Genomic DNA, 26,232 nt, shown 5'->3' with positions numbered 1-26,232 from the left:
AGTGGATATGGACGACTTCCGGATCGAGCACGACTCGATGGGCGAGGTAAGGGTTCCCGCGGCGGCGAAGTGGGGGGCGCAGACGCAGCGGGCCGTGGAGAACTTCCCGATCTCCGGGCAGCGGATCAGCCGGGCGCACATCGGGGCGCTGGCGCGGATCAAGGCCGCCGCGGCGAAGGTGAACACCGAGCTGGGCGTGATCGACGCCGACATGGGCGCGGCGATCGGCGCGGCGGCGGACGAGGTCGCCTCGGGGGTGTGGGACGCGGAGTTCCCGATCGACGTGTTCCAGACGGGCTCGGGCACGTCGTCCAACATGAACGCCAACGAGGTGATCGCCGCCCTGGCCACCGAGCGGCTGGGCCGCAAGGTGCATCCCAACGACCACGTCAACGCCTCCCAGTCCTCCAACGACGTGTTCCCCTCCTCCATCCACATCGCGGCGACGGCGGCCGTGACCGGCGACCTGGTCCCGGCACTGACCCGGCTCGCCGAGGCGCTGGAGGGCAAGGCGACCGAGTTCGCCGACGTGGTGAAGGCCGGCCGCACCCACCTGATGGACGCGACACCGGTAACGCTGGGCCAGGAGTTCGGCGGGTACGCGGCGCAGGTGCGCTACGGCATCGAGCGGCTGGAGGCGGCGCTGCCCCGGCTGGCGGAGCTGCCGCTGGGCGGCACCGCGGTGGGCACCGGGATCAACACGCCGGCCGGGTTCCCGGCCGCGGTGATCGCGGAGGTGGCCCGGACCACCGGGCTGCCACTGACCGAGGCGCGGGACCACTTCGAGGCGCAGGGCGCCCGCGACGGCATCGTGGAGACCTCCGGCCAGCTGCGGACCATCGCCGTCGGGCTGACGAAGATCGCCAACGACCTGCGGTGGATGGCGTCCGGCCCGCGCACCGGGCTGTCCGAGATCAGCCTGCCCGACCTCCAGCCGGGCTCGTCGATCATGCCGGGCAAGGTGAACCCGGTGGTCCCCGAGGCGGTGCTGATGGTGTCCGCCCAGGTGATCGGCAACGACACGGCGATCACGGTGGCCGGCGCGGCCGGGAACTTCGAGCTGAACGTGATGCTGCCGGTGATCGCCCGCAACATCCTGGAGTCCGTGCGGCTGCTGGCGAACGTGTCGCGGCTGCTCGCGGACCGCACCGTCGACGGCATCACGGCACACGTGGAACGCGCCCGGGAGTACGCCGAGTCCTCACCGTCCGTGGTCACCCCGCTGAACCGCTACATCGGGTACGAGGAGGCCGCGAAGGTGGCCAAGAAGTCGCTGGCGGAGCGCAAGACGATCCGTCAGGTGGTCATCGAGGAGGGGTACGTGGAGCGCGGCGAGCTGTCCGAGGCGCAGCTCGACGAGGCGCTGGACGTCCTTCACATGACCCACCCATAACCGGCTTTCCGTAAACTCTGTTCATGACAGCCGACGTCGACATCACCCACCAGGACGGATCGAACGCACCGCGCCAGGCCCACTGGGCCCCTGGCGAGCAGGTGCTGTGGCGCTACCGCGGGAACGGCACGGAGCAGGTGCACATCTGCCGTCCGGTGACCGTGGTGCGCGACGAACCGGACCTGCTGGCGGTGTGGCTGGCACCCGGCACCCGCTGCATCAAGCCGGTGCTCGCCGACGGCACGCCGCTGTACAAGGAGCCGCTGGCCACCCGGTACACCAAGCCGCGCACCCGGGTGGTGGAGGAGTGGTTCGGCGCGGGGGTGCTGAAGCTGGCCCGGCCGGGCCTGCCGTGGTCGGTGTGGCTGTTCTGGGAGCCGGACTGGCGGTTCCGCAGCTGGTACGTGAACCTCGAGGAGCCGCTGAGTCGCTGGTCCGCCGGAGTGGACTCCGAGGACCACTTCCTCGACATCTCGGTGCACCCGGACCGCAAGTGGTACTGGCGGGACGAGGACGAGTTCGCCCAGGCGCAGGACGACGGGCTGATGCCGGCCGAACTGGCCGCGCGGGTGCGGCGGGCCGGCCAGGACGCGGTGCGCGCCATCAGGGCGTGGGAGCCGCCGTTCCGCGACCGCTGGCAGGACTGGCGCCCCGACCCGTCGTGGCAGGTGCCGGAACTGCCGTCCGACTGGGACCGCCCGGCCGTGTGAGGCCCTGGGGGGAGCGAGGCGCGGATCCGGGCGCGGGTCGAGAGCCCCTTGTCGCGCCCCGGGCCGCCGACCGTAGGATCGTCCCGGGGGCCTGCACAATTGCCCAGCACGGCCTAGAGTTTGACGCCACGTCACGGGGGTACAAACGAGTGCCGCTCCTGTGCATATGCCAAGCACCGCCCCACCCGACCCATCCGCCCCGCCACCGCACCACCCTGGTACGTCCCAGCAGTCCCAGCAGCCACACAGCAGTCAGGGAGGCCCTGAGCAGTGAATACCGGCGGCTACCAGCCCGTTGGCGCGCCCCCCACCGCCCCCGCGGCGGGACCCCAGCGGGACCGCACCGGCCAGGCCGAGGCGTTCGACGCCATCGGCGACCGGTACGACGAAGCGTTCCCGCACAAGGAAGGCCAGGTCGCGGCGGGTGAATGGCTCACCGGCGGGCTGCCGGCCGGCGCCCGGGTGCTCGACCTCGGCTGCGGGACCGGGCTGCCCACGGCCCGCCAGTTCGTCGACGCGGGCCTGCGGGTGACCGGGGTGGACCTGTCCGCCGGCATGTTGGCCCGCGCGCGGGTGAACGTACCGGAAGCGGAGTACGTACAAGCCGACGTGGCAGACCTGACGCACGGGGGGCCGCTTGCCGCCGGGAGTTTCGCGGCGGTGGCGGCCTTCTTCACGCTGCTCATGCTGCCCAGAGCCGAGATCCCCGGCACGCTGGCCGCCGTCCGGGAACTGCTGGCCCCCGACGGGCGGTTGGCGCTCGGCATGGTCGAGGCGGACGTGGACGACGTGCCGATCCCCTTCCTCGGGCACACCGTGCGGGTTTCGGGGTACCTGAAGGACGAGTTGCACCGCGTCGTGACGGACGCGGGCTTCGAGGTGATCAAGGAGATGGCGTACACCTACGCGCCGGCGAGCACCGATGTGCCGCCGGAGGAGCAGCTCTTCCTCTACTGCCGACGCGCCTGACCCAGACCAGGCCCGAGCCCCGCCACGCGCTGGCCGCGGCGGAGCACCGACGGATGGACCGACTCGCGTGACCACGGACCCGCCCCGCCCACCCCGGCCGCACGCCGCGCCGCCGCCCCCGCAGGACCCGCGCGGCGGCTTCGGCCTGCGCCGATCGGCGCCGCCGGCCGAGCAGGCCGGGGCCGCCGGGTCCACGTCGCACGACCACGATCACGGCGCTCCACCGCCGAGCGCCCGCGCACACCACGAGGAGACTCCCGCGCCCTCGCGCGCCGGGGCGTACAGTGCACCGCGGAGCGATGGTGCACCGGTGGCCGGACAGCACCGCGCGGAAGTGGCGCCGGGCGAGGCGCACAGCGGGTCCCAGGCCGAGGGACCGGCCCTGGCACCCGCCCCGGCGAACGACACGGGATGGGTGCCGGCAGTGACGGAGGGGAGCGAGGCGTTGGGCTCGTTTGTGAGCACGCCGGCGCGGGGCACGGCGCTGAGTGCGGCCGGGCACACCGCGGACGAGGACTCGGTGGGCATGCGCATCCCGATGCCGGTGCAGACCGGCCCCGAGGCGGACCGGCTGCGCTACGTCGGCGCCGCCACCCGGCGGATCGCCCGCGGCCTGGACCTCGACGAGATCCTGCTCGGGCTGTGCCGCTCCGCGGTGCCCGCCTTCGCCGACGCGATCCTGGTCTACCTGCGCGAGCCGCTGCCGGTCGGTGACGAGCGCCCTTCGGGCCCGCTGCGGTTGCGGCTGCGCCGGGCCGACGGCGGGCTGGAGGGCCCCGGCGACACCCCCGATGTCCCGGTGGGCGACCTGCCGGCCCTGGAGACGCCCTACGGCGGCGCCCCGGAGACCATCGGGGTGCTGCTCGACGGCCCGCTCGCCGAGGTGCTGCGCGGGGTGCGCCCGGTCTTCGCTGACTCGCCGCGGGCCGCGGACGCCCTGGCCGAACTCCTCGGCAACCCCCCGGGCCCGCTGCCGACCGGCCGCCGCGCGCTGCTCGCCCCGCTGCGCGGCCGGCGCCGGGTGATCGGCGCGGCGGTACTGCTGCGCCGCGCGGACCGGCCGCCGTTCGAGGCCGACGACCTGCTCGTCGCGGCCCAACTCGCCACCCACACGGCGCTGGGCGTCGACAAGGCCGTGCTCTACGGCCGCGAGGCGTACATCGCCGACGCCCTCCAGCGCGAGATGCTGCCGGACTCGCTGCCGCAGCCGACCGGCGTGCAACTCGCCAGCCGCTACCTGCCGGCCGCCGAGTCCGCCCGGGTCGGCGGCGACTGGTACGACGCGATCCCGCTGCCCGGCAGCCGGGTCGCGCTGGTGGTCGGCGACGTGATGGGCCACTCCATGACATCGGCCGCGATCATGGGCCAGTTGCGCACCACGGTGCAGACGCTGGCCGGTCTCGACCTCGCCCCGCAGGAGGTCCTGTACCACCTCGACGAGCAGGCCCAGCGGCTCGGCCAGGACCGCATGGCGACCTGCGTCTACGCGGTGTACGACCCCATCGCGCACCGCCTGGTGGTGGCCAACGCCGGCCACCCGCCGCCCGTGCTGCTGCACGCCGACGGCCTCGCCGAGGTGCTCCGGGTTCCCCCGGGCGCGCCCATCGGCGTCGGCGGGGTGCCCTTCGAGGCCGTGGAGTTGCCCGCGCCCGCCGGGGCGACGCTGCTGCTCTACACCGACGGCCTGGTGGAGTCCCGCAGCCGCGACGTCTGGGGCGGCATCGAGATGCTGCGCGAGCGGCTGCACGACGCCGCGACCGTGGTCTCGCCGCCGCCGCTGGAGCCGCTGTGCGACGAGGTACTGGAGATCCTCGGCCCTGGCGACCGCGACGACGACATCGCCCTGCTCGCCGCCCGCTTCGCCGGGATCGCGCCGAGCGACGTCGCGTACTGGTTCCTGGAGCCGCAGGCCCAGACCGCCGGCCGTGCCCGCCGCCTCGTGCGGCAGGCCCTGCGCCGCTGGGGTCTGGACGACCAGGTCGACGCGGCCGAGCTGCTGGTCAGCGAGATCGTCACCAACGCGGTCCGCTACGCCGAACGCCCGGTCACCCTGCGGCTGCTGCGCACCGACGTCCTCCGCTGCGAGGTCGGTGACGATGCTCCCCTGCTGCCCCGGATGCGCCACGCCGCACCCGAGGAGGAGGGTGGCCGCGGGCTCTACCTCGTCAACCGCATGGCCCAGCGCTGGGGCGCCACCCGCCTGGGCGCGGGCAAGGTCGTCTGGTTCGAACTGCCTATCCAGTAGTGGACGTTCGTCCCCTTTTTTGCCGCCTTCTCGCCGCCGGCCTCCCCCAGAGCTCCGCCTGGGAGGTGCCCCCACCTTTCGACAGCGGCGCGCCCTTTGGCTCAGTGCCTACATTCCGGATCTGCCTCGCACGTATCGGCACCGCCCGATCAACGGGCAAAGGGATAAGGGCAAGCCGGAAAGGGTGCGTACGCGAACGACGGCACCCCGGTGTAGCCGGCGAGCCAAAGGCCGCGCCGGTGTCGAAAAGGAGAGCGCGCGGAGATCGTGAGGAACGAGCGATCGAGCACGGTCGACTGTCGACACCGGGTCTAAGCGGCCGGAGGCGAGAAGGCGGCAAAAAAGGGCGCGTGAGCGGGTGCCCTCGCGGACGCACGGCTCCCACGTGACCCGCACCCCCCTCCCCCCGCACCCCCTTCCCGCAACTCCCCCTCCCCCTCTCCCGGGTGCCGTCCTACCTGCGCGATGCGAGGGTGGGAAGCGGTCCAGGGGTTGAGCCCGGACTCCGTGAGAACGCAGCCCCGGAACACGTGTGTGCGGCCGTGCTCCGGGGCTGCATCGCGTCCGGGCGCGGGTCCGCCGGGTTCGGGTGTTGACAGCTCACCTTAATGTGATAACACTTTGCTAGAAGTTCGACATCACAGAACGGGGTGGGTCATGAGCGAGCAACCACAGGGAACCGTGCCGGCCGAGCACAGCGAGATCCCGGAGATGCCCGCGCCGCGGGTGGTCGAGCGACGGGCGGCGGGGATGCCGGGACTGCCGTTCCTGCTGCTGGCGCTGCTGGTGATCGCGGGCGGCGTGGTGCTGGTGGCGGTCGGGGCCGGGCAGAGCGGGGGCACGGCCGCGGGGCTGGTGACGGCCGGCATCGTGATCGCGGTGGTGGCCTTCGTGCTGCTCTTCGGGCTGACCCAGGTCGCGCCGGGGCAGGCGCGGGTGTGCCAGCTGTTCGGGCGGTACCAGGGGACGATCCGGCAGGACGGCCTGCGCTGGGTGAACCCGTTCACCAGCCGGAGGCGCATCTCCACGCGGCTGCGCAACCAGGAGACGGCCGTCCTGAAGGTCAACGACGCCTACGGCAACCCGATCGAGCTGGCCGCGGTCGTGGTGTGGCAGGTCAAGGACACCGCGCAGGCGGTCTTCGAGGTCGACGACTTCGTGCGGTTCGTGTCGATCCAGACCGACACGGCGGTGCGGCACATCGCGACCCGCTACCCGTACGACAGCCACGACACGGACGGGCTGTCGCTGCGCGAGAACAGCGAGGAGATCACCGAGCGGCTGTCCGCCGAGATCGCCGCGCGGGTGGCGTCGGCGGGGGTGCGGATCATCGAGTCGCGGTTCACGCACCTCGCCTACGCCGCCGAGATCGCCTCCGCGATGCTCCAGCGGCAGCAGGCGGGTGCGATCGTGGCGGCGCGGCAGACCATCGTGGACGGCGCGGTGGGCATGGTGGAGTCGGCGCTGTCGCGGATCGCCGAGCAGGACATCGTCGTCCTGGACGAGGAGCGGAAGGCGTCGATGGTGAGCAACCTGCTGGTCGTGCTCTGCGGCGAGCGGGCCGCCCAACCGGTGCTGAACACCGGCACGCTCTACCAGTGAGGCGGCGTACCGTCCGTGACCGAGACCGACCGCCCACCCCGCAAGCAGGTGCTGCTCAGGCTCGATCCCGCCGTTCACGACGCACTCGCCGCGTGGGCGTCGGGCGAGCTGCGCAGTACCAACGCGCAGATCGAGTACCTGCTCCGGCGCGCGCTGACCGAGGCCGGCCGGATGCCGTCGGCCGTCCGTCCGATCCCGCGCCGGGGCCGCCCCCCGAAGGACGCCCCGCCACCGGACGGGCCGGACCCGGAGCCCGATCCCGGGCCGGATCCCGCGTCCGATTGACGCCTCTCATCAGGGTCTGACCTGCGAGAACGTCGGCGGCGTCGGCGAGTACACCATGGGTATACACGTGATGTATACCCATGGTGTACTGTGCTCCGCATGTCAATCGGCCATACCCTGCTCGGACTTCTCGAGTCCGGGCCGCGCCATGGTTACGACCTGAAGCGCACCTTCGACGAACGTTTCGGACACGACCGGCCGCTCGCATACGGCCAGGTCTACTCCACGATGGCCCGGCTGCTGAAGAGCGGCCTGGTCGAGGTGGACGGCATAGAGCCGGGCGGCGGCCCCGAGCGCAAGCGCTACGCCATCACCGACGCCGGGATCACCGATGTGGCGACCTGGCTCGCCCAGCCGGAGAAGCCCGAGCCCTACCTCCAGACGACCCTCTACACGAAGGTCGTGCTGGCCCTGCTGACCGGCAGGTCCGCCGCGGACCTGCTCGACAGTCAACGGGCCGAGCACCTGCGGCTGATGCGCGAGCTGACCCGGCGCAAGCGGGACGGCGACCTCGCCGACCAGCTCATCTGCGACCACGCGCTGTTCCACCTGGAGGCGGACCTGCGCTGGCTGGAACTGACCGCCGCCCGGCTGGACCAGCTGGCCGCGGAGGTGACGCGGTGACCGCCGCCACCGAGCCGCTGCTGCTGGCCACCGCCGTGCGCAAGGCCTACGGCCCCACGGCCGCCCTCGACGGAGCGGACCTGACCATCCGCGCCGGCGAGGTCGTCGCCGTGATGGGCCCGTCCGGGTCCGGCAAGTCGACCCTGCTGCACTGCCTGGCCGGGATCGTGCGGCCCGACTCCGGCGAGATCCAGTACCGCGGGCGGGAGTTGTCCGCGATGTCCGACGGCGAGCGCAGCGCGCTGCGCCGCTCCGACTTCGGCTTCGTGTTCCAGTTCGGCCAGCTCGTCCCCGAGTTGACCTGTCTGGAGAACGTCGCGATGCCCCTGCGGCTGAGCGGCACCAAGCGCCGCCCGGCGGAGCGGCAGGCCGCGGAGTGGCTGGAGCGCCTGGAGGTGGCCGACATCTCCGGCAAGCGCCCGGGCGAGATCTCCGGCGGCCAGGGCCAGCGGGTCGCGGTGGCCCGGGCCCTGGTCGGCGACCCCCGGGTGGTCTTCGCCGACGAGCCGACCGGCGCGCTGGACTCGTTCAACGGCGAGCGGGTGATGCGGCTGCTGACCGACGCCGCCAACGACACCGGCGCGGCCGTCGTCCTGGTCACCCACGAGGCACGGGTGGCCGCCTATTCCGACCGGGAGATCGTCGTGCGGGACGGGAAGTCGCGCGACACGGAACGGGTCTCATGAGCAGCCCGCACGGCGGCGCGCGGTACGAGCCGTTCGCCGGCTTCGACTCGGTCGGCGGCGGCTCCGGCCGGCCGCCCGCACCGGACGCGCGGACCGTCGGCCTGCGCGCCTGGATCCGCGACCTCGCGCTCGGCGCGCGGTTCGCGGCCGGCGGCGGCCGGGAGGGCTGGACCCGCACCGCGCTGACCGCGGTCGGCGTGGGACTCGGGGTGGCGCTGCTGCTGCTGACGGCCGCGGTGCCGGCGATGATGCACACCCGCGACCAGAAGCGGGTGGCCCGCGAGCCCTCCAGCGCCGCGTACATCGCGCACCCCGGCGCCTCCACCCTGCTGAGCGAGGAGACCGGCACCACGTACCACGGCGACGGGATCACCGGCCTGCTGGTCCACCCCGAGGGACCGAAGGCGCAGCTCCCGCCGGGCGTGACCGCGTGGCCCGGCACCGGCCGGATGGTCGTGTCCCCGGCGCTGGAACGGCTGCTGGCGTCCTCGCCGCTGCTGCGCGAGCGCATCCCGTACCCGATCACCGGCACCATCGGGCACGCCGGGCTGATGGGGCCGGCCGAGCTGTACTACTACGCCGGCAGCGACCAGCTGGTCGCCCGCGACTCCACGTACCACCACGGCAACGCCGACCGGATCGCCGGGTTCGGCGCCCACAGCAACTCCGCGGTGATGGGCCCGACGTTCGACCTTTTGCTGATCGTCGTGCTGGTGGTGCTGCTGCTGCCGGTGGCGGTGTTCATCGGGACCGCGGTGCGGCTCGGCGGGGAGCGCCGGGACCGGCGGCTGGCCGCACTGCGGCTGGTCGGCGCCGACATCCGCACCACCCACCGGATCGCCGCCGGAGAGGCCCTGCTGGGCGCGGTGTTCGGCCTGCTCGTCGGCGCGCTGCTCTTCCTGGTGGGCAGGCAGCTCGCCTCGCACGTCACCATCCGCGACATCTCCGCGTATCCGGGCGACATGGCGCCGAACCCGGCGCTGACCGTGCTGATCGTGCTGGCCGTGCCGATCGCGTCGATCGCGGTGACCCTGGCCGGCCTGCGCGGCACCACCATCGAGCCGTTGGGCGTCGTCCGGCAGGGCGTGGGGCGGCGGCGCCGGCTGTGGTGGCGGCTGCTGCTGCCCGCGGCCGGACTGGCGCTGCTGGCACCGCTGTTCGGCAAGGTCAAGGGGGACGTGTCGCTCAACGAGTACCAGGTCGCGGCCGGCGCGGTGCTCCTGCTGTTCGGCGTGACCGCGGTGCTGCCGTGGGTGGTGGAGGCCGCCGTCGGACGGCTGCGCGGCGGGCCGGTGGTGTGGCAGCTGGCCACCCGCAGGCTCCAGCTGAACAGCAGCTCCTCCGCGCGGATGGTGAGCGGGGTGACCGTCGCGGTGGCCGGCGCGATCGCGCTCCAGATGCTCTTCCACGGCGTCGACGGCGACTTCGTCTCGTCCACCGGCGCCGACACCAGCCGCGCCCAGGCCGTGGTCAACGGCGAGGTCGGCGACAGCGCCCAGGTGGCGTCGTACGTCCGGTCCATCGCCGCCGCCAAGGGTGTCTCCCAGGTCTACGGCTTCGCGCGGGCCGACGCCACCCGGCCGGACGCGAGCACCCTGAAGAGGGACGAGACCACCGACTACCCGTATCTGCCGGTCGACGTCGCCGGCTGCCCGACGCTGCGGCAGCTGGCCCGGATCACCTCGTGCGCGCCCGGCAGCGTCTTCCTGGTGCCGCCGGACGACGACCCGTACGTCCACGGCGACTACGTGAAGTTCGTCCGGCCGGGCGGGCTGGTCGACCTCAACTCGCCCGATTCCGGGGCGTACCACGGGAAGGCCCGGCTGTGGCGGATCCCGGCCGGCGCGGTCACGGCCCACCCGCTGCCCCAGCCGTCGGGCGCCCAGGAGTGGGGCGTCCTGGCCACACCCGAGGCCCTGGGGAAGGCCGCGCTGAGCACGCCCCAGGCCCAGATCACGGTCAGCGTCGACCCGAAGCAGCCCGACGCGATCGAGCGGGTGCGCAACGCCGTCGCCGCATTCGGCCCCGCCGTGCGGATGTACACCCTGCACGACACCAAGGAGAAGTCCAACTACATCCAGCTGCGCCGGGGCCTGTACGCCGGGGCGACGCTCACCATGGGGCTGATCGGTGCCAGCCTGCTGGTGACGATGCTGGAGCAGTTGCGCGAGCGCCGGAAGCTGCTCGCGGTGCTGGTCGCCTTCGGCACGCGGCGCTCGGCGCTGGCCTGGTCGGTGCTGTGGCAGACCGCCGTGCCGGTGGTGCTGGGGCTGGTGCTGGCCTGCGCGGGCGGCATCGGGCTGGGCGCGGCGCTGCTGGCCATGGTGGGCGGGCCGTTCCACGTCGACTGGGCGGGCATGGGCGCGATGTCGGGGATCGGGGCCGGCGTCGTCCTCCTGGTGACGCTGCTCAGCCTGCCGCCGCTGTGGCGGCTGATGCGGGCCGACGGGCTCCGCACGGAGTAGCGCTCCACGGCGTGTGGGGGAACGGGTCGGCTCCCCCGCACGCCTTCGCGGACGGGACGGCTACTTCGCGGACTCGTCCGCGAAGGCGTGCGGCTCGCTGAGGTCGGTGTCCGGGTCGCCCTCGGTGTCCGGGTCCGCCTCGGGGCCCGGATCGTCCAGGACGGGTCCGGGGACGACAGCGGCCGGGGGTTGCACAGCCGCCGCCGGGACCGCCGCCTGTGGCGTCCCGCCCGCCACCACCTCAGCGGTGCCCGTGTGCGCCTTCGCACGGGCCCGGAGCACGCCGACCACCGTGTTGCTCACCGCGACCAGCGGCACCGCGCTGATCGCCCCGCCGATCCCGGCGACCAGGGATCCGGCCGCCACCGAGAGCACCACCGCGAGCGGGTGGACGCGGACCGCGCGGCCGAGGATGAACGGCTGGAGGATGTGCCCCTCGATCTGCTGCACCGCGAGCACCACGCCCAGCACCAGCAGCGCGGTGAACGGCCCCTCGGTGACCAGGGCGACGACGACGGCCACCGCGCCCGAGGCGACCGCGCCGACCAGCGGCACGAACGACGACAGGAAGATGACGACGGCCAGCGGCACCGCCATCGGCACGCCGAGGAAGAAGATGCCGACGCCGATGCAGATCGCGTCGATCATCGCGACGATCACGGTGCCGCGCACGTAGAGCGTCAGGGTGCGCCAGGCCCGCGGCCCGGCCTCGGCCAGTCCGACCCGCGCGTCCTCGGGGAACAGCCGCAGCACCCAGTTCCAGATGTTCGGGCCGTCGTAGAGCAGGAACAGGGTGCTGAACATCGCCAGCAGCACACCGGTCAGGAACTCGACGATGACCGTGACGCCTTGCAGGCCCGCGTCGGTGATCTGCTTGGTGTTGTGCCCGAGGGCGTTGCTGAGGTTGTTGGCGACCTGGTTGATCTGGTCGTCGGTGACGTGGAAGGGGCTGTTGAGCAGCCACTTCTTCCCCTGGTCGATACCGTCCTGGAGGCTTGAGGACAGGTTGTCGATGTTGTCCATCACCTGCCAGACCACGAACCAGCCGACCAGGCCCATCACGATGAAGCCGCCGATGAAGACCATCGCGGTGGCCAGCCCGCGCGGCACCCCCATCCGCTTCAAGCGGGCCACGAACGGCTGGAGCAGCGCGGTGATCAGCAGCGCGGCGACGAACGCCAGCACCACCAGCCGGACCGCGCCTATCACCCGCATCAGCACCCACACGGTGCCGGCCAGGATCAGCAGCCGCCAGCCGATCTCGGCGGCGACCCGCATGCTCCACGGCACGACCGCGACCGGGTTCAGCACGGGCGCGGTACGCGCCGGCACCGGCGGCGCGGTCGCGTCGGAGACCGCCGCCTGCACCGGCACCGACGCCGGGTCGGCGACGGTCTCGGTGCCGGCCGGAGGTTGCTGCTGCACGGCGGGGCCGGGCGCGGCCGGCGCGGGTGCGGGTGCGGCGGGCATGCCAGAGGGGGCCGTGTCATTCACGGCCCCCCGGAACTCCGCGTCGCGCGCGGAGACAGTGGCGTGTCGCTCGTCCAGCCGGCCTGCGAGGTTCGCCAGAGCGGACGCGAGCGTGGCGCTCCAGTGGCGTTTCTCCGGCATCGCTCTCCCCCTGACCCCTTGGCCGTCCGTGGCACTGCTGTGGAAGACGACGTTACCCGGGATCAGGGTTGATCCGGCCGCCGGAGGCGGCCGGATCGGCGAGGCGAGTCCGCAGCCGGGCTCTAGTAGTAGTGGTTGACCTGCCAGAACTGCCAGGCGTCACAGGGACTGCCGTACCGGCTGTTCATGTAGTTCAGGCCCCACTTTATCTGCGTGGCCGGATTGGTCTGCCAATCGGCGCCCGCCGAGGCCATCTTGGAACCGGGCAGCGCCTGGACGAGCCCGTAGGCACCGCTGGAGGCGTTGGTGGCCGTGTAGTTCCAGCCGCTCTCGCGCGTGACGATGTTGGAGAAGCACATGTACTGGCCGCTGCCGACGATCTCCTTCGCCATCGCCTGCACCTGCGCGGTGGTGTAGGACGCCTGGATCGAGAAGGTCGCGCTCGCGTCGCCCGTGCCGGACTCCGCCTTGATCTGGGCCGCCTTGGCCGCCGCTGCGTCGTCCGCCTTCTTCTTCTTGGCGGCGTCCTTCGCGGCCTGGACGCGGGCTGCCTGCTCCGCGGACTGCCGGGCCGAGGCATCGGCGGCGTCGGACTGAGCCTGGACCTGCTCCGTCAACGACGCCTGCTGCACCTGCTGGCCGGCGGGGATGTCTGCGAGGAGGGTGGTCGTGCCTGCGGCTTCGACGGGCTGCTCGGCGGTGCCGCTGCCCTGGTCTGCACCCGACGCGACGCCTACCACGGCGCCCACTGTGGTGACCGCAGTGGCTGACGCCACCGCGAGTCCCCGGACCGAGATCCGGCTCACACGGTTTCCTTCCGGAATCGCCCGCTTGGTGACCGCACGGACGGAATCGTGCCCCTGGCTCGGTCCCCCTGGGCCGGTCCGCCGTACGGGCCGGGCGGTCACGGGGGTACTGGCCCGGTGCGAATTCCCCTGCGGGGTCCGCGTGGTGCTCGGGCGGCTCGTGGCGTCGATGTTGACTTGTGGGTGGTGCGATCCCGCGCCCCGAGGGGTACGGGAGTGCCACGAGCGGGGCCTGACAGCCTCACACCCTGCCGTACTCCGACGCCGCGCGGCAATTTCCGGTTGAGTGGCAAACTTCACATGCTGCGGACGGAGGTAATTACCTGTGCGCGCGGCCCCCGAACGCTAAGCTGCTGCGCCCGGTTTCCCGGACGCAGCAGTCTCAACTCGCCTGATTATCGGACAGATACGGGCAACGGTCAGGCGCCGGTCTCCTCGAGCATCTCGGTGACGAGTGCGGCGATCGGCGACCGCTCCGAACGGCTGAGCGTCACATGGGCGAAGAGCGGATGGCCCTTCAGCTTCTCCACCACCGCCACCACTCCGTCGTACCGCCCCACGCGGAGGTTGTCGCGCTGGGCCACGTCGTGGGTGAGCACGACCCGCGAACCGGCCCCGATCCGGGACAGCACGGTCAGCAGGACGTTCCGCTCCAGCGACTGGGCCTCGTCGACGATCACGAACGCGTCGTGCAGCGAGCGGCCCCGGATGTGGGTGAGCGGCAGCACCTCCAGCATGCCGCGCGCCACCACCTCCTCGATGACCTCCTTCGACGTCACCGCCGCGAGGGTGTCGAAGACCGCCTGGGCCCACGGGCTCATCTTCTCCGCCTCGCTGCCCGGCAGATAGCCCAACTCCTGCCCGCCGACCGCGTACAGCGGGCGGAAGACCATCACCTTGCGGTGCTGGCGGCGCTCCAGGACCGCCTCCAGGCCCGCGCAGAGGGCGAGCGCGGACTTGCCGGTGCCGGCCCGCCCGCCCATCGACACGATGCCGACCTCCGGGTCCAGCAGCAGGTCCAGCGCGATCCGCTGCTCGGCGCTGCGGCCGTGGATGCCGAACGCCTCCCGGTCGCCGCGCACCAGCCGGACCCGGCCGTCCTCGGTGACCCGGCCCAGCGCCTTGCCGCGCTCGGACTGGAGCACCAGCCCGGTGTGCACCGGCAGATCCGCCGCCTCGGGCAGATCGATGACCTCCTGTGCGAAGAGGGCGTCCACGTCCTCGGCGCCGATCTGCAACTCCTCCATCCCGGTCCAGCCGGAGGTGATGGCGAGTTCCGCGCGGTACTCCTCGGCCAGCAGGCCGACCGAGGACGCCTTCACCCGCAGGGGCAGGTCCTTGGAGACGACCGTGACGTCGTACCCCTCCGCCTGCAGGTTGCGGGCGACGGCGAGGATGCGCGAGTCGTTGTCGCCCAACCGGAACCCCGCGGGCAGCACCCCGGGGTCCGAGTGGTTGAGCTCGACCCTGAGCGTGCCGCCGATGTCGCCGATCGGGATCGGCGCGTCGAGCCTGCCGTACCGGATCCGGAACTCGTCGAGCGTGCGCAACGCCTGGCGGGCGAAGTAGCCGAGCTCCGGGTGGTGGCGCTTGGCCTCCAACTCCGACACCACGACGACCGGCAGCACGACCTCGTGCTCGTCGAAACGGGTGAAGGCGTTGGGGTCGGCCAGCAGCACGCTGGTGTCGAGTACATACGTGCGCCGGTCGTGATCACGGCGATTCTTGCTGGTCACCACGTGTGGACGAACCCCCTCGGGAGAGGTGAGTCTTGCGGTCCGGCAGCCAAGGTCCGGATGCCGGTCTGCCAGTGATATGCCCTGGATCCGCCACCCGCATGCGGATGCATGGGACAGTCACCCGACGGTCATCGCCCCGCCACGGAGCGCTCACCTCGGAGTCCGCGTGCTCAGGCGCCGTACCGGCGGTGCCGGGCAGCGTAGTCGCGCAGCGCCCGCAGGAAGTCCACCTTGCGGAACGCGGGCCAGAAGACCTCGCAGAAGTAGTACTCCGAGTGTGCGCTCTGCCACAGCATGAACCCCGACAGCCGCTGCTCGCCCGAGGTGCGGATGACCAGGTCCGGGTCCGGCTGGCCGCGCGTGTAGAGGTGCTCGGAGATGTGCTCGACGTCCAGGATCTCGGCCAGGTCCTCGATGGACGTGCCGCGCCCGGCGTGCTCGTGCAGCAGCGAGCGGACCGCGTCGGCGATCTCCTGCCGGCCGCCGTAGCCGACCGCCACGTTGACCAGGATGCCCTCCTGGCCGTCGGTGGCCTGCTCGGCCTCCTTCAGCACGCCCTGGGTGCGCGCGGGCAGCAGGTCCATGGTGCCGACGTGGTGCACCTTCCACCGCCCGGCGGCGGCCAGCTCGGTGACCGCGTCCTCGATGATGCCCAGCAGGGGCACCAGCTGGTCGGCCGGCCGGTCCAGGTTGTCGGTGGACAGCAGCCACAGGGTGACCACCTCGACGCCGGTCTCCTCGCACCAGCCGAGCATCTCGGCGATCTTGTCCGCGCCGGCCCGGTGGCCCTGCTCGGGGCTGCCGCCGGACGCCTTCGCCCAGCGCCGGTTGCCGTCCAGGATCACGCCGATGTGCTTGGGGGTCTGCGACACGTCGATCCGGCGTTCCACCCGGTGGGAGTACAGCCCATACACCAGGTCGCGCAGATTCATCGCGTACCAGCCCCTCATGTGCTCGTCGCCCGAGCGGCCACAGTACTGCGCGAACGACCGTACGGACGAACCGGGGCGGCGCCCGGACGGCAGCTGATAGTAGACACTTCAACCGCTCGTGATAAGCAGGGGCGGTGAACATTCGACACCTCTACCGCGCCTCCGACGAGCGCTACGACTCGATGGAGTACCGCCGCACCGGGCGCAGCGGCCTCAAGCTCCCCGCGATCTCGCTCGGTCTGTGGCACAACTTCGGCGACGACCGCACGCTCGACTCGCAGCGGGCCATCCTGCGGCGCGCGTTCGACCTCGGCGTCACCCACTTCGACCTGGCCAACAACTACGGCCCGCCCTACGGCGCCGCGGAGGCCAACTTCGGCACCCTCTTCGCGCAGGACTTCCGTGCCTACCGCGACGAGCTGGTGATCTCCACGAAGGCCGGCTACGACATGTGGCCGGGCCCCTATGGCGAGTGGGGCTCGCGCAAGTACCTGCGCGCCTCGCTCGACCAGTCGCTGTCCCGGATGGGCCTGGACTACGTCGACATCTTCTACTCCCACCGCTTCGACCCGGAGACCCCGCTCGAGGAGACGATGGGCGCCCTCGCCTCCGCGGTCCAGCAGGGCAAGGCGCTGTACGTCGGCATCTCCTCCTACGGGCCCGAGCGCACCCGCGAGGCCGCGCGCATCCTGCGCGAGCTGGGCGTGCCCGCCCTGATCCACCAGCCGTCCTACTCCATGATCAACCGCTGGGTGGAGAACGACGGCCTGCTCGACGTCCTCGACGAGGAGGGCATGGGCTGCATCGGCTTCGTGCCGCTGGCCCAGGGGCTGCTCACCGACCGCTACCTCGGCGGCATCCCGTCCGACTCCCGCGCCGCGCAGGGCAAGTCCCTCGACCCGAACCTGGTCAACGAGGAGACGATCAAGCGGCTGCGCGCGCTCAACGACGTCGCGGCCGGCCGCGGCCAGTCCCTGGCGCAGCTCGCGCTGTCCTGGGTGCTGCGCGACCCCCGCGTCACCTCCGCCCTGATCGGCGCGTCGTCCGTCGCCCAACTGGAGGCGAACGTCGCCGCGGTGGGGGCGCCGCCGCTCTCCACGGAGGAACTCGCGGAGATCGACAAGCACGCGGTGGAGCCCGAGGGCGTCAACATCTGGTCCGTCAGCAGCGAGGCGTGACCGCTTCGCCCCGGGCGCCCCTGGTCCGGTGCGGCTCCTCCCCCGCCTGCCGCGGGAGGAGTCGCATCGGCGCGGGGGCGCCCGGGGCGGTCAGGGCATCAGGAGGACCGCCGCCAGGGTGCCCAGGAGCATGAACGGCCCGAAGGGCATGGCGGTCTTGCGGGTCGCGCGGCGGGTGGCGATGAGGACGAGCCCGACCAGGGCGCCGAGCAGGAACCCGGCGAAGGTGCCGGTGATGACCGCGCCCCAGCCGTACCAGCCGAGGACGAGCCCGAGGGTGGGGGCGAGTTTGACGTCGCCGAAGCCCATGCCGGCCGGGTTGATGAGGAACAGGACGGCGTAGAGCAGCCCGAGGACCGCGGCGGCGATCAGCGCGCGCGGCCAGGAGCCCTCATGGGAGGGCAGCAGGGCGGCGCCGCCGAGGAGGACCGCGGTCAGCCCGAGCGCGGGGAGGGTGAGCACGTCGGGCAGCCGGAAGACGGAGAGGTCGACCCGGGCGAGCACGCCGCAGACGGGCACCAGCAGCAGCCACACCGCGAGTTCGGGGTGCCCGCCCACCCGCCAGCCCAGCGCCGCGCACACCAGCGCGCAGCCGAGCGCGGCACCGTGACCGGCTCCGTACCGCCGCTGTCCCTCGGCGCACCGCCCGCAGCGGGCCGGGCCGAGCCAGCCGCGGACCGGGTGCCCCGCGGGGCAGGCCGCCGCCCAGGGCTCCCCCGCGGTGACCGCCAACCGGTAGGCGGCGCGCGGCAGGAGAAGGCCGACGGCTATTCCCCAGACGGCGGCGCCCACGATGAGATAGACATGCACCGGGCCGACCGTACACGTGCGGTCGCGCCGCTCGGGAGGGGACCGGAAGGACGGACATGCGCCGACGCCTGCGGGACGGCGAGGGCCTGCTGCGGACGCCGGCCGCCGAGGTACCGCTGCGGGTCGCCGCCTCCTACCGCGCCCGTACCCGCGGCCTGCTGGGCCGGGACGGCCTCGACGGCGCCCTGCTGCTCACCCCCGCGTCCAGCATCCACACGGTCCGGATGCGCTTCGCCATCGACGTGGCCTACCTCGACCGGCGGCTGCGCGTCCTCGCGGTCCGCACCATGCCGCCCGGCCGCGTCGGCCGCCCCCGGCTACGGGCCCGCCACGTCCTGGAGGCCGAGGCGGGCGCCTTCGCGCAATGGGGCGTGGCGAAGGGCGTCACCCTGGGGTTGCCGGACTGAGCGGGGCCGGCCCCGGCGGGCGAGCGGGGTCCGCGGAGCAGCCAAAGCGCGGTGAACGAGAACGGGCCGGTTCGCAGGGGGGGATCGCGAACCGGCCCGAGGGGGGGATTCCACCGTACCGCGCCCCGGCCGGTGTTCCGCAACGCTACGACGCGGGCGGGGTGAAGGTGATCTCCACCCGGCGGTTCTCGCGCCGGCCGCTTTCGGAGGAGTTGTCGGCGATCGGGTAGTCCTCGCCGTAGCCGCGGACCTGGAAGGTGTGGTCCGGGTCGCCCAGTGACGCCAGCTGCGCGGCCAGCACGTTGTACACCGCGGTGGCGCGCTGCTTGGACAGCACCTCGCCGTGCGCGCTGCTGCCGAGGTTGTCGGTGAACCCGAAGACACGGATGGGTGAGGTGACGTGCTTCGCGTTGATGTCGCCCGCGATCGCCTGGATCCGCGACGTCGCGCTCGGCGAGAGCTTCGCACTGTCCTTCGTGAACACCACCTCGGCCTGGAGGGCGTACGTCACCGTCGTGTTCGACGTCTCCTGGCGCTCCTCGGGCTGGCTCGCCGAGACCGAGCCCTGGTCCGTCACCGACACGATGTCCAGCACCTTGGGCGGCGCCAGCGTCGCGCCCTCCGGCAGTTTCAGGTCCGGCGACTTCGGGTCGATCTGCACCGGGGCGCTGGGCGTGGGCTCGCCCGCGCTCGGCGGCGGATTCGGGTCGGCCCCGGCGGGGAGGGCGCACACCAGCACGAGCACGGCGGCGGTGGCGGTCGCGCCGGCGCCTGCGGCGACGGCCCGGCGGGGCTGCGGGGTGCGGGTCACAGCGGGATCACCCCTCGGAGATGGAGATCTTGGCAGGGGGCATGGTCGGGAGCTCGAACTCGACGGAGGTGGTGGTCTCCGGAGGGGAGGGGAACTGGGCGAAGAAGGGGCGGGTCTCCTTGGGCTGGATCGACAGCAGCTTCATGGTGCACAGGCACTTGCCCTCGGTGTCCCGCAGAACGTAGTAACGCTTCTTGCCCGCCTCGTCGACGAGGACGGCACCGGCGACGGAGGCACCGGAGGCCGCGAGCGCGGTCTCGTTGCCCACCCAGTCGTTGGCGTCGAATTGCTCCGTCCCGTTGTTGGTGACCTCACCCTCCACGGTGACGAATCCGCCCGAGTCGCGCACCGCGGAGTTGATGGTCACCTCGATGTCCTTCTCGCCCCTGATCTGCGCGAGGACCTGCGTCGCGCTGGGCGAGGGCGACTGCGCGCCCTCGCCTCCCGACGCCTTCGCCGAACTACTGGTCGCCGAGGAGGGCTTGTCGTCGCCCTTCTTGTCGCCGCCGCCACCGCCGCAACCCGCCAGCGACATGGCAGCGACGGCCGCGCATGCCACCGCGGTCGTCGCCCTGCGCCCGTACCTCATCGCTCCCCGTTCCCTCGCTGCTCGTTGGGTGGTCATTTGGTCAGGTGGACCGAGTAGAAGTCCGACAGATCCAGCGTGAAGCCCGTGGCGGTCGGATCGATGGTCAACGGGCCGCCGTCACAGGAGAATCGGATCGTGTGGCCGTCGGTGGCGTCGGAGCCGAGGGAGCAGCGCGGCTCGACGACCGCCGTGGCCGCGGCCGTGGCCTGCTTCGAGTCGGTGCCGTCGATCACCGAACTGCCCACCGTGTCGTCGGTGATGACGGAGACGGTGTAGCCCACCCCGCTGCCGGCCCGGTCGCACTGCTGCACCGTGGCGTGGTTGTCACCGGCGTAGGTGCGCGCGGCCTGGCAGGCCGCGATGTCGTCGGTCCCCGCGTCGCTGAGCAGGCGTCCCAGCAGGCTGTCGTCGCCGCTGTCCAGAGCATTGAGGAACGCGGTCTTGACCTCGTCGCGGTTCTGCCGGGCCGCCGCGAGCGCCGAGGCGTCGGCGGCCGTCTGGGCCTTGCTCCGGAGGTTGGTCGCCTGTCCGACCGCGAAGTACGCGAAGGCCAGGAAGAACAGAGCTCCCATGGCGACGATGTAGATACCTACCGTCTGGCCTCTGTCGTCACCGAACCGTCCTACTTGCCGCTGCCGCTGGTGATCTTGTTGATGGTGTTGGTGATGGCGTCCTTGATCTTCGTACCGATGTCCGTCGTGCCCGCGAGCACCCCGATGATCACGGCGATCACCACCGCGATCCCCAGGTACTCGAAGGACGTCTGGCCGCGGTCGGAGCGGTCCGCCGCCCGGGCGGAGAGGCGGGCCGTCAGCCGGTCCGTGCGGGTGCGGAGCCAGACCTCGGCGTCCGTGCAGTGCTGGAGAACCCACCTGTTCATGCTTGCTCGCCCCATTCCTGATCACCTGGCTGCTGGTCGCGGCGGCCGTGTACGGCCGGTCGGGTTCGGGGGGCACGGCGCACCGCCTCTCGCTGGTTCCGCTGGTCGTGCCGGGCGAATCGGTGCCCTTTGGGCCAGCATGACGCGAACTCACGCTCTGTCGTACCCCGTTCACGCAAAACAACCGCCTCACCCGCTCCCGAAGAGATCGCCGAAGTGGATCTGCGAGCCGATGACCGTGCCCGCGATGAGCAGGATCATGGTGGCCGGGACGAGCAGGAGCGTGATGACGCCGGTCGCGCGGGGCACCATGCGGGCGGCGCGGCGGCGGGCGTTCTGGGCCTCGGTGCGCCGCATGTCCGTGGCGATCTGCAGCAGCGTACGGGCGATGGGGGCGCCGAGCTCCTCACCCTGCTGGAGCGCGGTGACGAACTGCCCCACCTGGTCGCTGCGGTTGCGCTTGCGCAGCTGGTCGAAGGCGTCGCGGCGGCTGACCCCGACGTCCATCTGCCGCAGCGCGACGCGGATCTCGTCGGACCAGGGCCCCTGGTAGACGGAGTTGACCCGTTCCAGGGCCTGCCGGAATCCGAGGCCCGCGCTGACCACCACCGCAAGGACGTCGAGGAAGTCCGGCAGCGTGCGCTCGATGTCGTCGCGGCGGCGGCGGACGGCGAGCCAGAGGCCGAGGTCGGCCCACCACCAGGCATAGCAGAGCAGCAGGAGCGCCAGGAACCAGTTCCCGCGGCTGAACAGGGCCAGCGCCGCGAGCCCGCCGAGGAAGCCGTACACCGCGCGGCGGGCGGCGTACCGCTCGACGGTGAGGCCGTAGGGGTGGCCGGCGTGGTCGATGCGGGCGCGCATCCGGGCGATCCGGGCCGGGCCCATCATGCGCAGCACCGTGGGCGCCCAGCGCATGCCGACGCGGTCGATGGCATTGCCGGTGCGGGTGGTGCGGGTGCGGCCGACCTCCAGCGCGAGCGCGAGGTCGTCGGGCAGCTTGGCGTCGGCGCGCAGCAGGCCGATGGCGTACACGACGCCGGTCGCGGCGGCGGCGAGGACGACGGCGAGTCCGAGTCCGATCAGGGTCATCGCGGCAGGCTCCTCACACGTCGATCCGGGACATCCGGCGGATGAGCGCGAAGCCGACGACGTACAGGGCGAGGGCGACCAGGACGCAGACCCGGCCGATCCCGGAGCCGGTCATGGCGCTGAGCGAGCCGGGCAGGATCCGGTTGAGCAGCAGCAGCGATCCGATGCCGATCACCGGGACCGCGTAGGCGGTGACGGTGACCTGGGACATCTGGGTACGGATCTCGCGGCGGGTCTCCTTGCGCTCCTCCAGGGTGACGGTGAGGTTGCGCAGCGACTCCACGACGGAGCCACCGGCCCGGCTGGACAGCACGAGGGTGGACACCAGCACGATCAACTCGCGGCTGGGCAGGCGCTGCTGGAGCTCCCCGAGGGCGTCCTCGACGGAGTGGCCGAGCGCCATCGCGTCCGAGACCTGCTTCAACTCCTCGCCCGCGGGCGCCTCCAGCTCCTCCGCCGCCATGGAGACCGCGGTACGCAGCGCCAGGCCGGCCTGGGTGGCGTTGGCCAGCACCCGGGCGAGCTCCGGGAGTTGGGCGATGAACCGCTCGGTGCGGATGCGCCGGCGCCAGGAGAGGAAGGACAGGCCCGCCCACAGGGCGATGAGTGCGGCGATCGGGCCGAAGAACGGGGCGAGCAGCGTCGCGGCGACGACCCACGCGGCGACGACGACGCCGGCCACCGCGGCGGTGAACTGGCCCGGGGTGAGGCCGGTGCCGGTGGCGGCGAGCCGTCCGGCCAGCCGGCGGCCCCAGGCGTAGCGGCGGACCCGGCGGTCCAGCGCGGCGAAGGCGGGCTGCCGGGCCCGCCCGTCGCCGAAGTCGCCGGCGAGGCGCTCGACCAGGGCGGCGCGGTCGGCGCGGCCGCCCCACCAGGCATGCACGCCCCAGACGCCGAGGGCGAGCGCGACGGTGGCCACGCCGAGCACGAGCAACGGGTAGGGCCCGGAGGCGAACTGGGTGCTCGCGAGGGTCCTCACTTCGCCTCCCGGCTGTCGAGTTCGAGTTCGGTGGCGCCGACGCCGTACGCGGCCGGGACGTGCTCGCCGGCGAGATGGAGCCGGTCGCCGATCTCGCGGGGCAGCGGCCGGTGCTCGTACCAGCCGCGGACGATCCGGTCGACGCCGAGGGGTTCGGCGCGGAAGCGGGTGGCCGAGGTGAGCCGGAAGGTGTCGCGGCCGCGGGAGGACAGCACCGCGATCTCGGCGATCCGGCGGGTGCCGTCGACGTGCCGGTGCAGCTGGACCAGCACGTCGACGGCCGAGTTGATCTGGTCGCGCAGCGCCTCGAAGGGGATCTTGACCTCGCTCATCGAGGCGAGCGTCTGGAGCCGCAGGACGGCGTCCTCGGCGGAGTTGGCGTGCACGGTCGCCAGCGAGCCGTCGTGGCCGGTGGACATCGCCTGGAGCATGTCGAGGGTCTCGCCGCCGCGGACCTCGCCGACGATGATGCGGTCGGGGCGCATCCGCAGCGAGTTGCGCACCAGGTCGCGGATGGTGATGCGGCCCTCGCCCTCGACGTTCGGCGGGCGGGACTCCAGCCGGATCACGTGATCCTGCTGGAGCTGGAGTTCGGCGGCGTCCTCGACGGTGATGATCCGCTCGCCGTCGGGGATCAGCCCGGACAGCGCGTTGAGCAGGGTGGTCTTGCCGGAGCCGGTGCCGCCGCTGACGATGATGTTGCACTTGGCACGGACGAACGAGGACAGCAGGAGCAGCATGTGCTCGTCGAGGGTGCCCAGGCCGATGAGCTCGTGCAGGGTGTAGGCGCGCGGGAAGCGGCGGATGGTCAGGGTGGGGCCGGTCAGGGAGAGCGGCGGGATGATGACGTTGACCCGCTCGCCGGAGGGCAGCCGGGCGTCGACCATCGGATTGGACTCGTCCACGCGGCGGTTGACGGTGGACACGATGCGCTCGATGGTCTGCAGCAGCTGGTCGGCGGAGGAGAACCGGGCCGGTACCTGCTCGACCCGGCCGCCGCGTTCGACGTAGATCCGGTCCGGGCCGTTGACCATGATCTCGGTGACGGAGGGGTCCTCCAGCAGCGGTTCGAGGATGCCGAGGCCCAGCGCCTCGTCGACCACCCGGCGGATCAGCGCGGCGCGTTCGGCCGTCGAGAGCACCGGGCCCTCGCGGCTGATGATGTGGCCGAGGACGCGTTCCAGCCGGGCCCGGCGCTCGGCCGCGGCGAGCGCCGACATCTCGGCGAGGTCGATCTCCTGGAGCAGCTTGGCCCGGTAGACGGCCACGAGGTGGCCCTCCTGGGTCTGCGGGGTGGCCTCTTCGACGGCGAGGCGGGCGCGCAGGCTCACGGCGTCCAGTCCTCCTTCGGCATGGTCGCGTCGCGGTGCACCGGCCCGAACAGGTGCACGCCGGGCAGCACCGACGGGATGCGCACGGTGGCTTCCGCGGTGACGGTCGCGTCGCTGTCCACCGGGAACGAGATGTCCGGGTCCACCCAGCCGCTGACCGCGTTCTCACCGGCGGTCCGGCCCGGACCCTGGCCCCCCTCGGCCCCGGGAAGTGCCGCGGTGCGGGCGGCCGTTCGCGCCGCGGTGCCCGCCTGCGACCCGCAGTACGCGGCGATCCCGAGCTGGATGCCCGCGAGGGCGATGAGCAGCAGGAACGGCAGCATGCCGAGGTACTCCAGCGACGCCTGCCCGGCCGAGCGGCGCCCGCGGGTGCGGGCCGGTCCGCTCGCGGCGGAGGTCGAGGCGGCCGGGGAGGGGCCCGCCGCGGCCACGGCAGGACCCGGAGCGGCCGGGGAGGGCGTTCCCGGCGCCGCGCAGAGGGTTCTCATGGGGTGCCTCCCTCGCCCGCGGTCTCGTCGACGGTGCTGGCGTGGCCGTGGACGGTGACGGGGAAGTCGATGGCACCGGGGAAGAGCACCGGGACCTTGAGGCCGAGGGTGACGGAGACCTGGCCGCCGGAGCGGGCGACGGTGGGGCCCTGGAGGTCGGACGCCCAGGCGCCGGGGAGGTCGCTGCGGGCGGCCGCGTCGGAGTCGGCGCCGACGGCCGCGGCCCGTGCGGCCTGGTCGGCGGCGTTGCCCGCGAGGGTGAAGGTGTAGCCGGCCAGGACGGCCTGCCACACGAGGATGAGGGTGATCAGGATGACCGGGGTCATGCCCAGGGTCTCCAGGGTGACCTGGCCGCGGTCCCGCTCGGCCCGCCGCAGCCGCCGGCCGCCGGACCGCCCGCCGGGCGGCGTCGCGCCGGTGACCAGGCCCAACTCCCCTGCCAGCGACCAGATGCCGGCACGTACGGTGGAGCGCCCGTCCAGGTCGTGCAGCCGCCCCGCGTCGATGACGGGCTGGAGTTCGCGGAACGCGGCCGGGACGGCGGACTCGGCGATCCGGGTGCCGGTGATCCGGCCGATCAGCGAGGGCTGGATCTCGCTGCCGCGGGTGTGCCGGTTGACCACGGTGGTGGTGTCCTGCGGCTTGCGGATCTGCAGCCGGTCCCACATCCGCACCATGCGCTTGGCGGCGCGCACCGCGACGACGTCGGGGGTGGTGACCAGCACGGCGGTGTCGGCGGTCTCGACCGCGACCGCGTTCGCGCTGGTGACCTGGGTGCCGCAGTCCACCACGACCACTTCGTACCGCTGCCGGAGGGCCGCCAGGACCAGCCGCGCGGCGCGGTCGGTGACGTCCTCGCCGCGCTCGCCGTCGGCGGGGGCGAGCAGCAGGGCGAGCCCGGACTCGTGGACGTACATCGCGTCGTGCAGGACGCGGGAGGAGACATCGGCGATGTCGGCGAGGTCGGCGACGGAGCGGCGGAACTGGACGTCGAGGAAGGACGCGACGTCGCCGCCCTGCAGGTCCAGGTCGACCAGAGCGGTGGAGCGGCCCGAGGCCTGGGCGGCCAGCGCGAGGTGGACGGCGGTGACGGTGGTGCCGACGCCGCCCTTGGCACCGGCCACGGCGACCAGGGTGCCGCCGGCGACCGCGGGCAGCGCGGCCCGTCCGGGTGCGAGGTGGCGGCGCACGCCGGCCGCCCAGGACGCGGCGGCCTCCACCCGGGCGCCCAACTCGTCGTAGGAGAGGGGCATCCCGATCACGCCCCGGGCTCCGGCGTTCATCGCGGAGGCCAGCATCGCCGGGCTCGGGTCGGCGGTGAGCAGCACCACGCCCACCGCGGGGAAGCGCAACGCCACGTCGCGTACCAGGTCGAGCGCGGGCATCGGCCCGATCAGGTCGTGCACGACGACGACTTCGGGCAGCTCGTCGACGCCGGCCTCGGCGGCGCGGGCGAGCGTGTCGAGCAGCGCGGTGGAGTTCGGCAGCGCGGGCGCCGGCTCGGCGCCCGGGAGTTGCCCGAGCAGCCCGAGCAGCGCGCGGGCGGCGTCGGGGTCGGCGGTGCCGGCCAGGATGCGTACGGTCATCTCCGCCCTCCCCGCTC

General features: G+C 72.8%; 24 protein-coding genes and 1 pseudogene. 11 read left to right on the top strand and 14 right to left on the bottom strand.

What is annotated here, in order from left to right; genetic code table 11:
- Positions 1 to 7 precede the first annotated feature (7 nt).
- The 9 genes from C4U44_RS04340 (at position 8) to C4U44_RS04300 (ending at position 10,979) form a co-directional block, all read left to right on the top strand.
- On the top strand, positions 8 to 1,393 hold the full coding sequence (locus C4U44_RS04340) for a class II fumarate hydratase (protein WP_103884269.1): 1,386 nt from the start codon (positions 8 to 10) through the stop codon (positions 1,391 to 1,393).
- Between the two features lie 23 nt (positions 1,394 to 1,416).
- Positions 1,417 to 2,103 (top strand): cytidylyl-2-hydroxypropylphosphonate hydrolase, encoded by a 687-nt coding sequence (gene fomD / locus C4U44_RS04335; protein ID WP_103884268.1) that lies wholly within the window; start codon positions 1,417 to 1,419, stop codon positions 2,101 to 2,103.
- Positions 2,104 to 2,373: 270 nt separating this feature from the next.
- Positions 2,374 to 3,072, top strand: a complete 699-nt coding sequence (locus C4U44_RS04330; protein WP_103884267.1) for a class I SAM-dependent DNA methyltransferase — start codon at positions 2,374 to 2,376, stop codon at positions 3,070 to 3,072.
- 67 nt (positions 3,073 to 3,139) lie between these two features.
- On the top strand, positions 3,140 to 5,317 hold the full coding sequence (locus C4U44_RS04325; protein WP_235031802.1) for an ATP-binding SpoIIE family protein phosphatase: 2,178 nt from the start codon (positions 3,140 to 3,142) through the stop codon (positions 5,315 to 5,317).
- A 657-nt stretch (positions 5,318 to 5,974) separates the two neighbouring features.
- On the top strand, positions 5,975 to 6,919 hold the full coding sequence (locus C4U44_RS04320; RefSeq protein WP_103884265.1) for an SPFH domain-containing protein: 945 nt from the start codon (positions 5,975 to 5,977) through the stop codon (positions 6,917 to 6,919).
- 15 nt (positions 6,920 to 6,934) lie between these two features.
- Positions 6,935 to 7,204, top strand: coding sequence for a hypothetical protein (locus C4U44_RS04315; protein ID WP_103884264.1), 270 nt, complete (start codon positions 6,935 to 6,937; stop codon positions 7,202 to 7,204).
- A gap of 99 nt (positions 7,205 to 7,303) precedes the next feature.
- Positions 7,304 to 7,828, top strand: coding sequence for a PadR family transcriptional regulator (locus C4U44_RS04310; protein ID WP_103884263.1), 525 nt, complete (start codon positions 7,304 to 7,306; stop codon positions 7,826 to 7,828).
- Positions 7,825 to 8,514 (top strand): ABC transporter ATP-binding protein, encoded by a 690-nt coding sequence (locus tag C4U44_RS04305; RefSeq protein WP_103884262.1) that lies wholly within the window; start codon positions 7,825 to 7,827, stop codon positions 8,512 to 8,514. The genes C4U44_RS04310 and C4U44_RS04305 overlap by 4 nt, the downstream gene beginning before the upstream one ends.
- Positions 8,511 to 10,979, top strand: coding sequence for an FtsX-like permease family protein (locus C4U44_RS04300; protein WP_103884261.1), 2,469 nt, complete (start codon positions 8,511 to 8,513; stop codon positions 10,977 to 10,979). The genes C4U44_RS04305 and C4U44_RS04300 overlap by 4 nt, the downstream gene beginning before the upstream one ends.
- Before the next feature lie 60 nt (positions 10,980 to 11,039).
- Here C4U44_RS04300 and C4U44_RS04290 read toward each other — a convergent pair whose 3' ends face one another.
- The 4 genes from C4U44_RS04290 to C4U44_RS04275 all read right to left on the bottom strand — a co-directional run bounded on the left by C4U44_RS04290 (position 11,040) and on the right by C4U44_RS04275 (position 16,067).
- Complete coding sequence (locus C4U44_RS04290) at positions 11,040 to 12,590, bottom strand: AI-2E family transporter (protein WP_235031801.1); 1,551 nt, start codon at positions 12,588 to 12,590, stop codon at positions 11,040 to 11,042.
- A 122-nt stretch (positions 12,591 to 12,712) separates the two neighbouring features.
- Positions 12,713 to 13,396, bottom strand: coding sequence for an aggregation-promoting factor C-terminal-like domain-containing protein (locus tag C4U44_RS04285; protein WP_103884260.1), 684 nt, complete (start codon positions 13,394 to 13,396; stop codon positions 12,713 to 12,715).
- Positions 13,397 to 13,815: 419 nt separating this feature from the next.
- Positions 13,816 to 15,135 (bottom strand): PhoH family protein, encoded by a 1,320-nt coding sequence (locus tag C4U44_RS04280; RefSeq protein ID WP_103884259.1) that lies wholly within the window; start codon positions 15,133 to 15,135, stop codon positions 13,816 to 13,818.
- A 170-nt stretch (positions 15,136 to 15,305) separates the two neighbouring features.
- Positions 15,306 to 16,067, bottom strand: coding sequence for an isoprenyl transferase (locus C4U44_RS04275; RefSeq protein WP_103884737.1), 762 nt, complete (start codon positions 16,065 to 16,067; stop codon positions 15,306 to 15,308).
- Positions 16,068 to 16,201: 134 nt separating this feature from the next.
- On the opposite strand from C4U44_RS04275, the gene mgrA reads away from it, so the two are divergent.
- Positions 16,202 to 17,245 carry an L-glyceraldehyde 3-phosphate reductase gene (gene mgrA / locus C4U44_RS04270; RefSeq protein ID WP_322973550.1) on the top strand — a complete coding sequence of 348 codons (1,044 nt, stop codon included), beginning with the start codon at positions 16,202 to 16,204 and terminating at the stop codon, positions 17,243 to 17,245.
- A 90-nt stretch (positions 17,246 to 17,335) separates the two neighbouring features.
- Here mgrA and C4U44_RS04265 read toward each other — a convergent pair whose 3' ends face one another.
- Positions 17,336 to 18,055: a prepilin peptidase gene (locus C4U44_RS04265; protein WP_103884257.1), complete on the bottom strand. Its 720-nt coding sequence runs from the start codon at positions 18,053 to 18,055 to the stop codon at positions 17,336 to 17,338.
- A gap of 56 nt (positions 18,056 to 18,111) precedes the next feature.
- Here C4U44_RS04265 and C4U44_RS04260 point away from each other — a divergent pair, with 56 nt between their 5' ends.
- Positions 18,112 to 18,462, top strand: a complete 351-nt coding sequence (locus tag C4U44_RS04260) for a DUF192 domain-containing protein (protein ID WP_103884256.1) — start codon at positions 18,112 to 18,114, stop codon at positions 18,460 to 18,462.
- A gap of 145 nt (positions 18,463 to 18,607) precedes the next feature.
- Here the strand turns inward: C4U44_RS04260 and C4U44_RS04255 are convergent, their stop codons facing one another.
- From C4U44_RS04255 to C4U44_RS04215, 9 genes and pseudogenes are all read right to left on the bottom strand, one after another.
- Positions 18,608 to 19,273, bottom strand: coding sequence for an OmpA family protein (locus tag C4U44_RS04255; protein WP_407642778.1), 666 nt, complete (start codon positions 19,271 to 19,273; stop codon positions 18,608 to 18,610).
- A gap of 7 nt (positions 19,274 to 19,280) precedes the next feature.
- Complete coding sequence (locus C4U44_RS04250) at positions 19,281 to 19,862, bottom strand: hypothetical protein (RefSeq protein WP_103884254.1); 582 nt, start codon at positions 19,860 to 19,862, stop codon at positions 19,281 to 19,283.
- Between the two features lie 32 nt (positions 19,863 to 19,894).
- Positions 19,895 to 20,452, bottom strand: a pseudogene (locus tag C4U44_RS04245) (pilus assembly protein TadG-related protein); the annotation flags it as partial.
- Between the two features lie 32 nt (positions 20,453 to 20,484).
- Positions 20,485 to 20,742, bottom strand: coding sequence for a Flp family type IVb pilin (locus C4U44_RS04240; RefSeq protein WP_235031800.1), 258 nt, complete (start codon positions 20,740 to 20,742; stop codon positions 20,485 to 20,487).
- A 189-nt stretch (positions 20,743 to 20,931) separates the two neighbouring features.
- Positions 20,932 to 21,822 carry a DUF5936 domain-containing protein gene (locus C4U44_RS04235; RefSeq protein WP_456051545.1) on the bottom strand — a complete coding sequence of 297 codons (891 nt, stop codon included), beginning with the start codon at positions 21,820 to 21,822 and terminating at the stop codon, positions 20,932 to 20,934.
- Between the two features lie 22 nt (positions 21,823 to 21,844).
- Positions 21,845 to 22,810 (bottom strand): type II secretion system F family protein, encoded by a 966-nt coding sequence (locus C4U44_RS04230; protein WP_407642777.1) that lies wholly within the window; start codon positions 22,808 to 22,810, stop codon positions 21,845 to 21,847.
- The gene (locus C4U44_RS04225) at positions 22,807 to 24,141 is read right to left on the bottom strand and encodes a CpaF family protein (RefSeq protein WP_103884251.1); all 1,335 of its coding nucleotides are present in this window, start codon (positions 24,139 to 24,141) and stop codon (positions 22,807 to 22,809) included. Before C4U44_RS04225 ends, C4U44_RS04230 begins: the two co-directional genes overlap by 4 nt.
- The gene (locus tag C4U44_RS04220; RefSeq protein ID WP_103884250.1) at positions 24,138 to 24,629 is read right to left on the bottom strand and encodes a TadE/TadG family type IV pilus assembly protein; all 492 of its coding nucleotides are present in this window, start codon (positions 24,627 to 24,629) and stop codon (positions 24,138 to 24,140) included. The genes C4U44_RS04225 and C4U44_RS04220 overlap by 4 nt, the downstream gene beginning before the upstream one ends.
- Positions 24,626 to 26,215: an AAA family ATPase gene (locus C4U44_RS04215; RefSeq protein ID WP_103884249.1), complete on the bottom strand. Its 1,590-nt coding sequence runs from the start codon at positions 26,213 to 26,215 to the stop codon at positions 24,626 to 24,628. The genes C4U44_RS04220 and C4U44_RS04215 overlap by 4 nt, the downstream gene beginning before the upstream one ends.
- Positions 26,216 to 26,232: the final 17 nt, after the last annotated feature.

The sequence above is a fragment of the Actinacidiphila yanglinensis genome (genome assembly GCF_900107965.1).
GTDB lineage: Bacteria > Actinomycetota > Actinomycetes > Streptomycetales > Streptomycetaceae > Actinacidiphila > Actinacidiphila yanglinensis.
Note: the sequence above shows the minus strand (reverse complement) of the source record. Positions and strands in the feature narration are given on the sequence as shown.